Source organism: Algoriella xinjiangensis (genome assembly GCF_900115015.1).
GTDB lineage: Bacteria > Bacteroidota > Bacteroidia > Flavobacteriales > Weeksellaceae > Empedobacter > Empedobacter xinjiangensis.
In genome coordinates this window covers 1-14,997 of sequence record NZ_FOUZ01000018.1, presented here as the reverse complement: position 1 = coordinate 14,997, position 14,997 = coordinate 1, and the positions used below count along the sequence as shown (strand labels likewise).

Sequence of the window (14,997 nt, the reverse complement as noted above, 5' to 3'; positions counted from 1 at the left end):
TTTAAAAAAAAACTAAGCTATCTTTTTCTGAAAAATTTTATCAACCGTAACAGCAATTGCGCCATCTCCAGTTACATTTCCAGCAGTACCAAAACTATCCATAGCAATGTATAACGCAATCATCAATGCTTGATTTTCTGGACTAAAGCCTAACATAGAAGCTATAATACCAATTGCAGCCATAATTGCTCCACCAGGAACTCCAGGCGCTGCAACCATCGCAATTCCTAACATCAACATAAAGCCTAAAAACTGTACAAAATCAATTGGAATACCTTGTATTAACATCAAGGCAATACAACAACATACAATTTTTAACATGCTTCCAGATAAATGAATTGTCGCACATAAAGGCACTGCAAAACTTGCGATTTCATCTCGTACACCAATTTTTTTAACTTGTGCTAAAGTTACTGGAATTGTAGCCGCAGAAGATTGTGTTCCTAAAGCTGTGAAATATGCAGGTAACATTAGTTTCAACATTTTGATTGGATTTTTCTTTGCAACGATTCCTGCAATTGTAAATTGAAGAAGCAATAAGAAAACATGCAAAACGAAAATAACACCAATTATTTTTAGAAAAACATGTAAAATAGTTACAACTTGTCCTGAATAAGACATGTTTAAGAATATTCCGAAAATGAAGATTGGTAATAATGGAATAATCAGATTTTGAATTAAATAAGTAATTATTTCTTCAAAATTATCTGCAAATTTTCCGAAAGTAGAATCTTTTAAACGAGATAATCCAATACCGAATAAAAAAGAAAAAACCAATCCTGGCATTACTCCAAATAATGGTGGAAATTCTATCGAAAAATAAGGTGTAAATTCTTTCGCTTTTTCAGCCAAATTAATTTGTCCTGCTTGACTTTCTAATAAACTAGGAAAAATTGACATACTTGCCGAATAACCTAATAATCCTGCAAAAATGGTAGATCCGTAAGCAATTAAAACGGTTGTTAATAGTAATTTTCCGGCGGTTTGTCCTAATCGTCCGATTGATGGAACAATTAATCCAACAATAATTAATGGAATTAAGAAGTTTAATAATTCGCTAAAAAAATCATTGAACGTGATAAAAATACGACCAATAATTTCTGGTATTATTCCGCCCAATGCAATTCCTAATACAATGGCGAGAATGACTTTTACGAGTAAATTGTCTTTGAGTTTGTGCATAAGCGAATTTAATAACAATTTTTTAAACTTGCTTTGCTCTCTTTTTTCTTTATTAACAAGATATTAAAAATCAAAAAAAGCGACACCAAATTTTGACATCGCTTTTATATATTATTTTAATTAAATTATTTTTTTGGTAATCTTACCACACGACTTGCATCGTTTGTATAAGCTTTACTTCCACTTACTTTTTTGTATGCAAATTTTGAAGAAACTCTTGTGTTTTCTGTTGTAATATTGTTTGTTACATCGCCTTTGTTATTCATACGATCTACAATATCGTAGGTTACATCGTAGCCTAATTGCTCGTAACGAGTAGGAAATTCACAATAAATTTCTTTAAAATCTTTCAGAACACTTTGCACTTCTGTATCACGTGTATTGATTAAACGAGCTGTACTATACACAAAACCAAATTCGCGGAAAGCATCAATATTCTTCGCATTTTCGGGACTATAAACATCATAAACCGAAACAGATTTTATTCCGTAAGCCTTGATATTATCTTTGTTAAATGTCTTTAATTTCTCTAAATATTGTTTTCCAAGATTATCATCATCTCCAACCATCACCGTAATAATTGGCGTGTAATAATCTACACCATCCACTTTATCATGTGGTTGCACAATTTTTGAAGCATTATCAACAATTACAACATTGGCTTTTAGTTGTTTTTCTAATTCCTTTTTTGTGTAATTTGCTAATTCTTGGTCATCTCTATTTGTCAATAAATAAACTTGTTCTCCAGCAAAATTTTTCGTTATTTCTTCGATAATTTGATCTGCAATTACTTCATCTTTTGGATTAGAAATTAATAAATCATTGAAAGAATTTAACGAATCATCATTTGCATAAGGCGAAATTACCGCGATACCAGAATTGTCAAAAAAGTGAGCAACTTCTGTTACATCCGAAGTATTTAAAGGTCCGATAACAGCATCTGTTTTACTAAAATCTGTTGTCGATAAAATATCTTGAATCGATCCATTTTTGGTATCGATAACTTTTACATTTACATTTTTACCTTTTTTTGCTAAACGTGTTAACGCCAATTTAGCACCCATAAAAAATTGTGTTGCTTGCGAATTTTTTAATTGCGGATTATTTGCCACATCAAAAGGCAACATAATTGCAATATTTATTTCGTTATCATTTGCACGTTTCAGCTTTCCAGCTTTTCCGTATTTTATGATTTTAGCATTTTTTTGCAAAGGTAATTTCAGTATCATTCCAGCTTTTAAACCATTGATAACTTCTGGATTTAAACGTAATAATTCATCTAAATTGGTATTATAACGTTCTAAAATATTATACGCAGTATCACCATTTTGTACGGTATAATTAATGGTGTTTTCCTCGATAACAACAGCGCCAGATTTTTTAGGAATAGAAATTACCATTCCTTCTTTTAAACCTGAAGTTTGCAAAGTCGGATTTTCTGCATAAATATCATCAACACTTACTTTGTAATCTTTAGAAAGCGTGTAAAGTGTTTCTCCTTTTTTGATTAAATGAGAACCTTTTGGCACCGCAAAATTATCTTTATTTGTAATTGCTTTTGGTAATTTTATCACATCACCAATTTCTAAACCTCTTTCTTTTATTTGCGGATTTAACGATGTTAATGTTGCTTCGCTAACATTGTATTTTTTCGTTAAATTATAAACTGTTTCTTTTGGTTGAACAGTTATGTACATATAATTTGGGTCCGAAAAAACGTCTGATGTTGTCGAATCTTCGGTTGTTGGTTTTGTATCTGTAGGCGTTACAGCCGTAGTTCCTTTTGTTGGAAGAATGATTAAATCACCAGGATGTATACCATTTTTCTCAATTTTAGGATTTGCTTTATATAATTCTTCCTGCGAAATTCCGTACTGTTTAGAAATTCCGTAAACGGTCTCTTTTGGTTGAACTGTATGCGTTTTTTGTTGAGCATAAAGTGCTGTTGCACCAACAAATAACAATAAAGCTAATATTTTTTTCATTTAGATGAATTTTCGTTGTCAAATATACGAATTATGTTTCGTTTAAAATTCTTCGTCAAGCGTATTTATTATAAACTCAAACTCGAAAGGTTGAAGACTATCTGCAATAAAATCAATAAAATAGTGAACATCTAAATAGTCAAAATCTGCAAAGTTTTTGACACGTTCTTGTAAACTATTTTGTTGAGAAAGCTCTTTCAAAAGTTGTTCAATTCTATTCAAAATTGCTTCGTTTTGTTTAACTTCTGCATGTATTAATCTTTTTTTGATTCGCTCAAAACCTTTCAATTGTTTTGTACGCTGCGCTTGTATCATGTCTGCAAAAGAAGAATCAGTTAAATCGCTTAAATTTTCTAATCGGTCAAAAATGCTTTTCAATTCGTCTTCCAAAGCAGGAATTTTTGGTGCAATTTTAGACGAATTTATAACGCGTTCTTTTGTAATAGTTAAACTATTCGAAAATAAATCTTCGTTACTCAATTCTAATTTCAATTGTTTTTCGTGCTGTTTTTGTGTACGAATTAACATTGAATTTCTTAAAACTAAAAGCGGAAAATCTACCTCAAATTGAGCAAACATTTCCTTTAATTGTAACCAATACGCCATTTCGCCACCGCCGCCAATGTACGCGACATTTGGTAAAATTGTTTCTTGATAAAGCGGACGTAAAATTACATTTGGACTAAATTTAGCTGGATTTTGACGTAAATCGTTTAAAATTTCTTCTTGTGTAAACGTGATAGAAGTGTTATTGACAAAATACGTTCCATTTTCTTCAATAATTCGTTCGCGCGAATTATCGTCCTTCATATAAAACAAGTTTATTTCGCGTGGATTAACTTGAATTGGATAGCCTAAAGCTTCTAATTTAGCGTTTTGTGGAATAACATGTTGATAAGATTTTTGCTGAATTAATTCTTTCTCAAAAGTAGAAATCATTAATTTTTTTAATTCTTTATCATCTCCATCAACAAATAATAAACCATAATCTTTAAATAATAGATGAACTAATTTTCTAGTAGCATCTGTTAATTTATCGTGCGATAAATAAGATTGGTTGATTAATTCTTGTAGTTGAGTTTTCTTTTTTCCGTTTGGTAAAATCAATAAAAAAGATTCAAAAACTTCTTTTAAACCTTCGGTTGATAAACGACCAACTGGACCACCGTGTTTTTTTGACCAATGTATAATTCTGTCACCATGCTTAAAATGGTTTATTTCATCAAAATCATGATCTTCCGTTGCCATCCAAAAAACAGGAACATAATTTATTTCGTCTTGCTCATTATTCAATTCTTTACATGCTTTGATGACCTGAAGAATTTTATAGAAAAAGAAAATCGGACCCGTAAATAAATTTAATTGATGCCCAGTTGTTATAGTTACTGTATTTTTTTCGGCAAGCTTTTTTAAATTCTTTTGTTGCTTTTTAGATAAATCTAAACCGCTTAATTGTTGCTTAATTTGTTCAACAAGAATTTCTCTATTTTTATAATTTTCAAGCTTAGTTTGCGCTTGTTTTATATAGTTTTCTTTGGTTGGAAATAGATTGTAGAATTCGGATAAACTTTCATCTTGATTGATATAATTCAACATCAATTTTGAAAAATAATTTGAATCCTTTAATGATATTTTTTCCATTTAATTTTTATTTATTGTTTGTTGAACATCAAGTGCGCGATCGGTTGCAAAAATATCAACTCCATCTTTTTCTAAATCTTTGTAAAGCTGATTTCCTTTTGCCGCAGCACTTTTATCCAAGTTACCTAATGTGCCAAAAATGACTAAAATATCTTTTTGATGAATTTTATCAAACAATGATTTGTCATTACGTCGTGTTCCTGTAAAAGCAACCATTTTGTCAGTCGGAATACCACTGTTCATCATTTCATTAAATTCGCGCTCATTTCTCATCGAAACTGATAAAAGCATATTTGGTGCAATTCGGTTTAATTTCTTCGCTTGTCCAACGCTATACGTTACTAAAACCACTTTGTTTTGCATATTTGCTTGGTTAATTGTCGAAACAATTGCGGCATAATCAACACCTTTTTTTATGTCAACCATAAAGTAAATTGGCTTGTCTTTTCCCCAATTTAGTGCTTCTGCAAAAGTCGGAATTTTGTATGACGTTTGTTGTCCAAAATCATCTACCAAAAAGTATTCCTTAATCTGATTTAGGTTAATTTGATTGACATCTTGTCGCCCCGTACTTGTTCGTTGTAACGAATTATCGTGCATCAAAATTAAATTTTGATCTTTGGTTACCGCAACATCTATTTCAAAAATTTGTATTCCTTTTTGGTGTAAATAATCAAATGTTTCGATACAATTTTCAGGATAATTTTTAATTCCACTTCCGCCACGATGCGCACTAACGTAATTTTTATTTTTGGTCGAATATTTGAAGGTTATTTCGTCAGATGAATTAATTGATGCATCTTTTGTTTGATTATTTTGAGGATTACAACTGTAAAAAAGCGTAAAATTTAGAAGTGTTAATCCAAATAATAATCGTTTAATGTATTTGATGTTCATAAACTTGTCTAAAATAAATATAAAAAATAGTGTCTTTAAATTTAAAGAGATGTAAATTTAAACTGAAATAATCAACTAAAAATAATTATTATGGGACTTAGAACTTTTTTGAAGAGTTTATTAGGAAAAACTGAAACTGCAATTGACGTTGCAGGTGATAGATTTGACGACGTTTCGTCTACAGTAAAAAAAACAGGAACATTGATTGCTGACGATGCGTCTGAATTTGCTAAAAAAACATTCGATAATCTAAAAGAAGCTACAGGCGAATTAAAAGAAAAAACCAAAGAAGCGGCACAAGATTTTAAAGAGCGTACAAAAGAAGAGTATAATGATGTAAAAGATGTTGCAGAAAAGCAAATGCACGAAACGAGTACGTATGTAAAAGAAAAAGTGTCGGATATACAAGATGCTTTGAAAGATGAAAAATCGGAGCTTGAGGAAAAAGCAGCTGATCTGAAACAAGAAGCAGAAGATAAATTAGATGATGCTGCTACAACAATAAAAAAAGAAGAAAATTAAATAAAGTCTTGCATATTTATGCAAGACTTTTCTTTTAGAAAGCATATAAATGTTAAATTTTTAACTTTTCTGTATAAAAAATGTAAATGGTTTAGTTTTTGTTATAAAAAGATACTCTCTCCGAAATTCAATAAAACAATGACCGAATACAAAGATTTAGAACCTTCTAAAAATTCTAAACACAACAAAGATTTTGTCAAAAACATTACAATCGCCGCATTAGCAATTTTATTGTTATTTGCTGTTGGTTATATTGTTTATCAGAAAGAGACAAATAACAAAAATTCTTCGCAAATGCAGGGGAATATTAATGATTTGGAACGATCAAGAGAGATTTTGAAACAAGAATTGCGTATTGTACGTGCAGATTTTGAAGATGCAAAAACGCGTGTTGTTAAAAAAGATTCTTCGTTAAGTTACCAAGATCGTTTAATATTAGACAAGCAAAAAGAAATTCAATCTATTTTAAATAAAGAAGGAATTACAAGTGACGAATTGCAACGCGCAAAACGTTTGATTGTTTCGTTACAAACTGATATCAAACAATACAAAAAAGAGATTGATCGTTTGAAAGAAGAAAACGTAAAATTGACGAATAAAAATACGGTGCTTACTTCTGAAAATTCAAATTTATCTGAACAAAAGAAAAATGTTGAGTCAAATTTGAGCGAAGAAAAAGAGAATCGTCAAAACTTAATAAAAGAAACAAATTCTACTTTATCTATTTCTAATTATAAAATTACAGGTTTACGTGTAAAATCGAGTGGAAAAGAAGTAGAAACGACTAGAGCAAGAAGAATTGATAAAGTTCGTGTTTCGTTTGATTTGGATAAAAACTTGAATGCAGAATCTGAAAACAAAGAATTATTTGTAACTATTTTTAAACCAAATGGCGAAATAGGAAAGTTTAAAGGCGCTAATTCTGGGCAAACAAATTTACGTTCGGGTGCAACAATTGAATATTCGGATCGTGTAAATGTAAATTACAACAACATGTCTGGTTCTCGTGTTTCATTTGATTGGGTTGATTATGATTTTCCGAAAGGAGAATATCGAATAGATATTTATCAAAATGGTTATAAAGTTGGTCAAAATGTGATTACTTTAAAATAATCAGACTTATATAAAACAAAAAAATCTACTCAAATTTGAGTAGATTTTTTTTGTTTAAAAGATATGCTTAGCAATATTTTTCTCCTTTTTTCTGTAATTTTAAATCGCTTACATACGATTTTATTTGTTGCACATTACTGCGCGGACAAATTAATAAACCTTTGTCGGAATTAATCACAACATAATTCTCTAAACCGTCTAAAATAATGGCTTTGTCTTCTGTCGAATAAATAAAATTATTGGTTGCATTATAGCCCGAAAAGTGATTACACAACAATGTATTTTGATTTTCGTCTTGATCTTCGCCTGTGTATTTATATTTTTCGTAAATCGCCGACCACGTTCCAATATCACTCCAACCAAACGTTGTCGGAATAACATATACATTGTCTGCTTTTTCTAAAATACCTTTATTTATAGACGTTACATCTAATGTTGTGTAAATTGGTTTTAGCGTTTTTATGTTCTGAATTTCTTGTGGTAGTACAAAATATTTTTCTAACGTTTCAAACATAACCGGTAAATGCGCTTTAAAAGCAGTTATTACACTTTTTACCGACCATATTAAGATACCTGTATTCCAAATAAATTCGCCACTTAAAATAAACGATTCTGCAAATTCTAAATCAGGTTTATCAACATACGATTTTACTTTTTTTATGGCTTTTGGCTGCTCTATAAACTGGATGTAACTGTAATTTACATCTGGTCTAGTTGGCGCAACGCCTAAAGTAATTAGTTTATCATCGTCCGCATTTTCAAAAGCAATTGTCGCTTTTTCTATAAATTCGTCTTCATGTAAAACAAAATGATCGGATGGCGAAATAATTAATTTTGCATTCGGATTAATTTGTTGAATTGTCATTGCAGCTAATAAATTACATGCAGCGGTATTCATAACACGCGGCTCAAAAATAAAATTAGCGTCTAAAAATTCGGGAATTTGTTCTTTTACAATTTCCTTATAATCGGTTACTGTAACAATAAATATGTTTTCTACCGGAATTATTTTTTTTAATCTTTCGTAAGTTAATTGGATAAATGTTTTTCCAATTCCAAGTAAATCATGAAATTGTTTTGGTTTTTTTATTGTACTCAATGGCCATAATCTCACTCCTGTACCACTTGCAAGAATAACAGCATAGTTATCTTTATTATTCATGATATTTTTTTAAAGTTTATTAACTGTAGCAGTTGCACTAATCAAATATTTTTTTTTGGATTTAAGTTCTAAACAAAGATATCTTAATTTGCGTTTGGATTCTTTTTGAAAAACTCTTTTTCCGATAGAAAAGACCGTGCCATCTTCTAAATCTTCGAGGTAGGTTTGAGTAGGATTTTTATCAGCAATTATAAATTTAGACACATTAATATCTGCACCCAAACTAGCTTTCGGATGTTTTGCATGATATAAAATGTAAGGTTTTAATTCTTCTGGATAAATATTGATCGATTCTATAAGTAAATGACCAAAAATAGTTTTCCATTCTTTGCCATGTGGATTGATTGTTCTCGAATCAAATTGTACAAAAGTTTTGAGATGTGCCACTTCGTGTGTAAAAACAAAAAAGAAAGCATAAGGATTTAAATCACCATTTACTGTAATTTGATGACGATTTGACGCCAAAAGTTTACGATAATCACCTAACTTTGTTTCACGTCTTTGTGTAATTTTAAGGGTTACGAAATGATTTTCTAACCAATTTCTTACAAACAAGTCGGCATTTATGGGCAGATAAGAAATTAAATGTTCTAAATTCACATTGTGCAAGATAAATAAAAAGCCTTTCCAATAAAAATATTAATTTTGTCGTAATGAAATTAATCGAAAATATAGGGTCATACTTTATGCTTATGGGTAAAGTATTTAGTAAACCTCAAAAATGGAGTGTTTTCTGGAAATTGACTGTAAGAGAAATATACGATTTAGGAGTTAACTCGTTAGGTATTGTAACTTTCATTTCTACATTTATGGGAGCTGTAGTTGCAATTCAAATGGCGCAGAACTTTCAAGGTTCAGCTATTCCCGTACCAGATGCATACATTGGTTATGCAACAAAAGTGGTATTGGTATTAGAGTTTGCGCCTACAATTATGTCGCTAATTTTAGTAGGTAAAGTAGGTTCGTACATTGCTTCGAGTATAGGAACAATGCGGGTTACCGAGCAAATTGATGCTTTAGATGTAATGGGAATTAACTCTGCAAACTTCTTAATTCTACCAAAAATTATTGCCTGTGTATTTTTTAATCCACTATTGGTAATGGTAAGTATCGGATTCGGATTATTAGGAGGATATTACATTGGTGTATTTACGCAATTATGGTCTGCAGCCGATTTTATAACTGGTTTACAGATGAATATGGCAACAAAATTATTTGTTTACACATTTGTTAAAACAATGGTTTTTGCTTTTGTAATCGCAACAATACCAGCTTATTATGGTTATAATGTAAAAGGAGGATCATTAGAAGTTGGTCGTTCTTCTACAACAGCTGTAGTTTGGACATCTGTAACAATTATTGTAATCAACTTAATTTTAACACAAACAATTTTAAGCTAATGATTGAGGTTAAAGATATACGCAAATCTTTTGATGAAGTAGAAGTTTTAAAAAGCTTTTCAGTAACATTCGAAAAAGGAAAAGTTAGTTTAATTATTGGACAAAGTGGATCAGGAAAAACAGTTTTCCTTAAAAACTTAATCGGTTTATTAAGCCCAACATCTGGTCAAATTCTTTATGAAGGCGAAAATATGGTTGAGTTTGATTATGCCGAAAAACAACGTCTACGTTCTGAGATTGGTGTAGTTTTCCAAGGTTCTGCTTTGTATGATACAATGAATATTTTAGAGAATGTAAAGTTTCCTTTAGAAATGTTCTCAGATTCATCAAACGCAGAAATAGAAAAACGTGCGCGCGCAGTTTTAGATCGTGTAGAAATAGCACGAACTGCATTAAAAAAATATCCTTCAGAAATATCAGGAGGTATGCAAAAACGTGTGGCCATTGCAAGAGCAATTGTAAATAATCCGAAATATTTATTTGCTGATGAACCAAACTCTGGACTAGATCCAAAAACAGCTTTGGTTATCGATCAGTTAATCTATGATATTACAAAAGAGTACAATACAACAACGGTTGTAAATACACACGACATGAATTCGGTGATGGAAATTGGTGATCATATTGTGTTTCTTAAGAATGGTTTTTTAGAGTGGGAAGGTACAAAAGAAGAGATTTTGGTGGCTGATAATCCAAATGTTATAGATTTTGTATATTCGTCAAATCTTTTCAAGAAATTGAGAGAAGCATTACTTAAAGAAAAACAATAAAAAATAATACAATGAAAAAATTAATTTTAGCTGCTTTTGTAGGCTTATTATCAAATTTTGCAGTAGCACAAAACATCAATTTTGGTCTAAAAGGTGGAGCAATTTTTAATACAGATAAAGGAGAAGTTTTTAAAGACGCAGGAAATATCTTCAAAAAAGATGGTAAAGCTTCAGCAGGTTTCCAAGCTGGTGCATTAGCTCGTATTTCTTTAGCAGGAATTTACATACAACCCGAATTATTATATTCTCAATACAAAAATGAATATGATGTTAACGGAGATAACTTTAACGTAACAAAAAAACGTATGGATATTCCAGTTAACGTAGGGAAAAAATTCTTAGGTTTAGCGCATGTTCAGGCTGGTCCAGTATTCTCTTATTATTTTGATGATAAAATTTCGTACAAAGACATTAAAGATGCAAAACAAGATAACTTTAATGTTGGGATGCAAATTGGTGCAGGTGTAGAAGTATCAAAATTATTATTTGACTTACGTTACGAGTTCGGATTTGGAAAAGTTGCTTCAGAATTTATTCATGATAGCTACGATTACAAAACAGAAAATCGTCCACAAATGTTAAACTTAACAGTCGCATATTTATTCTAAAGAGTTGTTTGTAAATAATTTTATTGGATATATTTAACCTATAATGTATTTTTGCAACCTCGTAAATTATTAAAATGGCAAAAAATAATAAAAAAGAAGAATTCGCTACAGAGCAATTCGTAGAAAAATTAGATAGAACAGCTTTCAACGTAGAGTTTTTTGTTGAAAAATATGCTAAAGCAATTGGGATTGGTTTAGGAGTAATTATTGTAGCTGTTTTAGGTTATTTTGCTTACTTAAAATTAGTCGTAGAACCAAAATCAGAAGACGCATTTAAAGAAATGGTACAAGCCGAGCGTTTATTTGATCAAGATTCTATTAACGTAGCGCTTAATGGTAGTGCAGGTAGTTTTCAAGGATTACAACAAATTGTTGATGAATACGGAAATACTGATGCAGGAAATTTAGCACGTTTCAAAGCGGCTAGTTCTTACTATAAATTAGGAGATTACGCATCTGCTGTAAAATTATTAGAAGATTTTGACACAGATGATAACGTAATGTTAGCTCAAAAATACGGTATGATGGGTAATGCTTTAGTTGCATCTAATAAAATGGACGAAGGTCTACAATATTACGCAAAAGCTGCAGAAGCTACAGAAGTAGAGACTTTACAGTCTACTTATTATACAAAAGCTGGAGAAATTGCAATGGAATTAGGAAAAAATGCTGATGCCTTAAAATATTTTCAAGCTTTAGAAGATAAATATCCAAACGCAAACAACGGTGAAACTTCTAAGTTTATCGAGCGTTTAAAATATGCTTCAGAAACTACGAAATAAGATAATCGTAATAAAATCAAAAAGCCGAACATTTGTTCGGCTTTTTTTATTGATATAAGTCAAAGTATAAACTAAATCATTTTTGTAATTTTACCATTCAATAAAACAAAATGGCAACAGAAAATAAAAACTTATCACACTATAACAAAGCAGAATTACCAAATGTAGCAGGTAAAAAATTTGCAATTGTAACTTCAGAATGGAATAATCATATCACATTTAATCTACGAGATGGCGCTAAAGACACTTTGATTGATTTAGGAGCTAATGCAGAAGATGTAAATTTATATCACGTTCCTGGTAGTTTTGAGTTGATTTACGGCGCAGATAAAATTGCGAAAGCAAATCCTAATTTAGACGGAATTATTGTTATTGGTTGCGTTATTCGTGGCGCTACAGCACATTTTGATTACGTTTGCGAAGGCGTAACGCAAGGAATAAAAGATTTGAACATTAAACACGATATGCCAATTATTTTTTGTGTATTAACAGACGAAAACGAACAACAATCAATTGATCGTTCTGGAGGAAAACATGGTAACAAAGGAATAGAAGCTGGAGTTGCAGCCGTAATGATGGCAGATTTTAAAGATAAATTAGCGAAATAATAGAATAAAATTAATGGCAATTTCCTCAGATTTTCAATCAAAATATGCAAAAGAGTGGGAAATCTACTTTTCTCAATGTTCGCCTAATGGAAAAATGAAATTAACCGAATTAGCCAATCTTTTTCAGTTAACAGCATCAGAACATGCGACAAAAGGAGGTTTAGGATTTCCAGATTTGCAACAATTTGATCAATCTTGGGTGATGAATCGTATCCGAATTGAAATTGAAGAATTGCCAACTTGGTCAGATTTTATTGAAGTTATTACATGGATTGAAATCTTGAAAGGTGCAAAATCTATTCGTGATTTTACATTAGAACACAATGGTAAAAAAATGGTTGGTGCATCAAGTCTTTGGGCTGTTTTTAACACAAAAACGCGTCGACCAGATATATTACAAATCGATTCTTCGCATATTGAACGATTTCCGGATTTGAAACCAACAGAAAAAGATAATTCGAAATTATCGGTTGATTTTGAACCAACTGAAACTAAAATTTATCAAGTTAAATTTTCGGATTTAGACATTGTAAAACATGCGAATAATATCAAATATTTAGAATGGTGTTTGGATTTTATTGAGCCGAAATTAATTTTAGAAAATCGCATCAAAGCAATTGAAATGAATTTCTTGAAAGAATTAAGTTTAAACGATACAATCGAAATTCAGAAATTAGAACAAGAAAATTTTATTCAGTTCAAAATTTTACACAACGAACAAATTAATTTTGTTTGCGAATTGGAGTTGAAATAATTCTTTAAAATATATAATCTTATTTCATCACACGTCATCCTGAACTTGATTCAGGATCACATCAAAATAATAAAAGGTTTCTTTGCAGAAACCTTTTATTATTTTGTCAAAACAAACTTTGCAGAATCTGCAGTTTCAATCTTTTTTTGATTTTTATCTAATTGTATAATTTTTCCTTCTTCAACCAAAAAAGCATTTGGCACATTTGCTATTTCTGGTAAAATAATCGTGTTACCATCTTTCTCAAACGTAAAAGTTCCTGTTGTCAACATAGCATCTTTATCTACACCCAATCTTTTCGTAGAATATACGTAACCATTGTTCGGAAGCAATTTTATTTCCATTTCAACCTCTTTACAATCTTTCTCAAAACAAGGCAAAGTTCCTTTGTAAGTTCCTTCGTATTTGATTGATTTTTCAGCTGTTTTTACTTCCGTTGTAACAGAATCTACCTGATTTTCTACTTCATTTTTAACTTGCTCACTTTCACTTTTACAACTTGTAATCAACAATGCGGCAACTGCAAATGTGGCTAAAATTACGTTCTTCATTTTTTAGAATTTTATTAAAGATAATGATTTTTTAAGCCAAAAAAAATCCTTCCGAATATTTTCAGAAGGATTTTTTCTATAGTTTTTTACTCTTTTTTGACTAGAAAATTTCTTTCGCAGCAAAGTGGAAAGCAGCTTCGATAGCAGCATTTTCGTCAGAATCAGATCCGTGAACTGCATTAGCGTCGATAGACTCAGCATATTTAGCACGAATTGTTCCTTCAGCAGCTTCAGCAGGATTTGTAGCACCAATTAAAGTACGGAAATCAGCAACAGCATTGTCTTTTTCTAAAACTGCAGCAACGATAGGTCCAGAAGTCATAAATTCAACTAAATCGTTGAAAAAAGGACGCTCACTGTGAACAGCGTAAAAAGCTTCAGCATCTTGCTTTGCTAATTGTGTCATTTTAGTCGCTTTGATTTTGAAACCAGCGTCAGTAATGTCTTTTAAGATATCTCCGATATGTCCTTTTGCTACTGCATCAGGCTTAATCATTGTAAATGTAATGTTTGCCATTTTATTGATTTGTATTTGTTACTTAATTTTAAGAGTGCAAAATTACAAAAATCATTTGAACTGACGATTATTGTAATAAAAATTTCTTATTATAATAATTTTACTGTTATTTATCAATTTAAGAAAATTGTTAAATTAATTAAACTGACTGAAAAATAGGGAATAAATTGTATTTTTAAGATTAAATCTTACAAAATTGAAAACAAAAGAACTACAAACCGAAAATCAGAAACCTATTTTAAAGAAGTTTGGCGAGCGGTATTTTTTACCTTTGGATAGTTGGAATTATTATGATTTGTTATCATCAATTTTTTTCATTTCAATAATAGGTTACATCACTTTTAGTCAAAATTATTTTTTTAGTGTGGTTTTAGTACTTTATACTTTAACCCTGATTATTTATATTAAAGATCAATCCTGTCCTAAATAAAAAATCAACATAGAAAATTGGACCATTTCATTGAGTTTCCGCCTTGAAATGGTTGTTTTTCAAAATAGAACCCCT

General features: G+C 30.6%; 16 protein-coding genes. 8 read left to right on the top strand and 8 right to left on the bottom strand.

Features of this window, described 5'->3' with window-relative positions; all coding sequences use genetic code 11:
- Positions 1–12: 12 nt before the first annotated feature.
- The 4 genes from BM072_RS14395 to BM072_RS14380 all read right to left on the bottom strand — a co-directional run bounded on the left by BM072_RS14395 (position 13) and on the right by BM072_RS14380 (position 5,705).
- A complete protein-coding gene (locus BM072_RS14395; protein WP_092910150.1) occupies positions 13–1,182 on the bottom strand; it encodes a dicarboxylate/amino acid:cation symporter in 1,170 nt (389 codons plus the stop codon).
- A 125-nt stretch (positions 1,183–1,307) separates the two neighbouring features.
- Entirely contained in the window at positions 1,308–3,167 is a 1,860-nt protein-coding gene (locus BM072_RS14390) for a LysM peptidoglycan-binding domain-containing protein (protein WP_092910145.1), read from the bottom strand.
- A gap of 42 nt (positions 3,168–3,209) precedes the next feature.
- A complete protein-coding gene (gene bshC / locus BM072_RS14385) occupies positions 3,210–4,808 on the bottom strand; it encodes a bacillithiol biosynthesis cysteine-adding enzyme BshC (RefSeq protein WP_092910140.1) in 1,599 nt (532 codons plus the stop codon).
- The gene (locus tag BM072_RS14380) at positions 4,809–5,705 is read right to left on the bottom strand and encodes a glycerophosphodiester phosphodiesterase family protein (RefSeq protein ID WP_092910134.1); all 897 of its coding nucleotides are present in this window, start codon (positions 5,703–5,705) and stop codon (positions 4,809–4,811) included.
- Positions 5,706–5,795: 90 nt separating this feature from the next.
- On the opposite strand from BM072_RS14380, the gene BM072_RS14375 reads away from it, so the two are divergent.
- Together BM072_RS14375 and BM072_RS14370 are read left to right on the top strand one after the other, a co-directional pair.
- The gene (locus tag BM072_RS14375; RefSeq protein WP_092910130.1) at positions 5,796–6,227 is read left to right on the top strand and encodes a hypothetical protein; all 432 of its coding nucleotides are present in this window, start codon (positions 5,796–5,798) and stop codon (positions 6,225–6,227) included.
- Positions 6,228–6,365: 138 nt separating this feature from the next.
- The gene (locus BM072_RS14370) at positions 6,366–7,340 is read left to right on the top strand and encodes a hypothetical protein (protein ID WP_092910127.1); all 975 of its coding nucleotides are present in this window, start codon (positions 6,366–6,368) and stop codon (positions 7,338–7,340) included.
- A gap of 67 nt (positions 7,341–7,407) precedes the next feature.
- Here BM072_RS14370 and BM072_RS14365 read toward each other — a convergent pair whose 3' ends face one another.
- Entirely contained in the window at positions 7,408–8,502 is a 1,095-nt protein-coding gene (locus tag BM072_RS14365) for a mannose-1-phosphate guanylyltransferase (RefSeq protein ID WP_092910122.1), read from the bottom strand.
- Between the two features lie 9 nt (positions 8,503–8,511).
- Positions 8,512–9,102 (bottom strand): SprT family zinc-dependent metalloprotease, encoded by a 591-nt coding sequence (locus tag BM072_RS14360; RefSeq protein ID WP_125113359.1) that lies wholly within the window; start codon positions 9,100–9,102, stop codon positions 8,512–8,514.
- A 53-nt stretch (positions 9,103–9,155) separates the two neighbouring features.
- On the opposite strand from BM072_RS14360, the gene BM072_RS14355 reads away from it, so the two are divergent.
- The 6 genes from BM072_RS14355 to BM072_RS14330 all read left to right on the top strand — a co-directional run bounded on the left by BM072_RS14355 (position 9,156) and on the right by BM072_RS14330 (position 13,424).
- Positions 9,156–9,902 (top strand): MlaE family ABC transporter permease, encoded by a 747-nt coding sequence (locus BM072_RS14355; protein ID WP_092910112.1) that lies wholly within the window; start codon positions 9,156–9,158, stop codon positions 9,900–9,902.
- Positions 9,902–10,672, top strand: coding sequence for an ABC transporter ATP-binding protein (locus BM072_RS14350; RefSeq protein WP_092910105.1), 771 nt, complete (start codon positions 9,902–9,904; stop codon positions 10,670–10,672). Before BM072_RS14355 ends, BM072_RS14350 begins: the two co-directional genes overlap by 1 nt.
- Before the next feature lie 11 nt (positions 10,673–10,683).
- A complete protein-coding gene (locus BM072_RS14345; RefSeq protein WP_092910101.1) occupies positions 10,684–11,280 on the top strand; it encodes a porin family protein in 597 nt (198 codons plus the stop codon).
- A gap of 74 nt (positions 11,281–11,354) precedes the next feature.
- On the top strand, positions 11,355–12,062 hold the full coding sequence (locus tag BM072_RS14340) for a tetratricopeptide repeat protein (protein WP_092910097.1): 708 nt from the start codon (positions 11,355–11,357) through the stop codon (positions 12,060–12,062).
- Positions 12,063–12,172: 110 nt separating this feature from the next.
- Positions 12,173–12,670, top strand: a complete 498-nt coding sequence (gene ribH / locus BM072_RS14335; protein WP_092910092.1) for a 6,7-dimethyl-8-ribityllumazine synthase — start codon at positions 12,173–12,175, stop codon at positions 12,668–12,670.
- A 13-nt stretch (positions 12,671–12,683) separates the two neighbouring features.
- A complete protein-coding gene (locus tag BM072_RS14330) occupies positions 12,684–13,424 on the top strand; it encodes an acyl-[acyl-carrier-protein] thioesterase (protein ID WP_092910087.1) in 741 nt (246 codons plus the stop codon).
- A 98-nt stretch (positions 13,425–13,522) separates the two neighbouring features.
- On the opposite strand, the gene BM072_RS14325 is transcribed toward BM072_RS14330, so the two are convergent.
- Entirely contained in the window at positions 13,523–13,975 is a 453-nt protein-coding gene (locus BM072_RS14325; protein WP_092910083.1) for a copper resistance protein NlpE, read from the bottom strand.
- Positions 13,976–14,075: 100 nt separating this feature from the next.
- The gene (locus BM072_RS14320; RefSeq protein WP_092910078.1) at positions 14,076–14,492 is read right to left on the bottom strand and encodes a nucleoside-diphosphate kinase; all 417 of its coding nucleotides are present in this window, start codon (positions 14,490–14,492) and stop codon (positions 14,076–14,078) included.
- Positions 14,493–14,997: the final 505 nt, after the last annotated feature.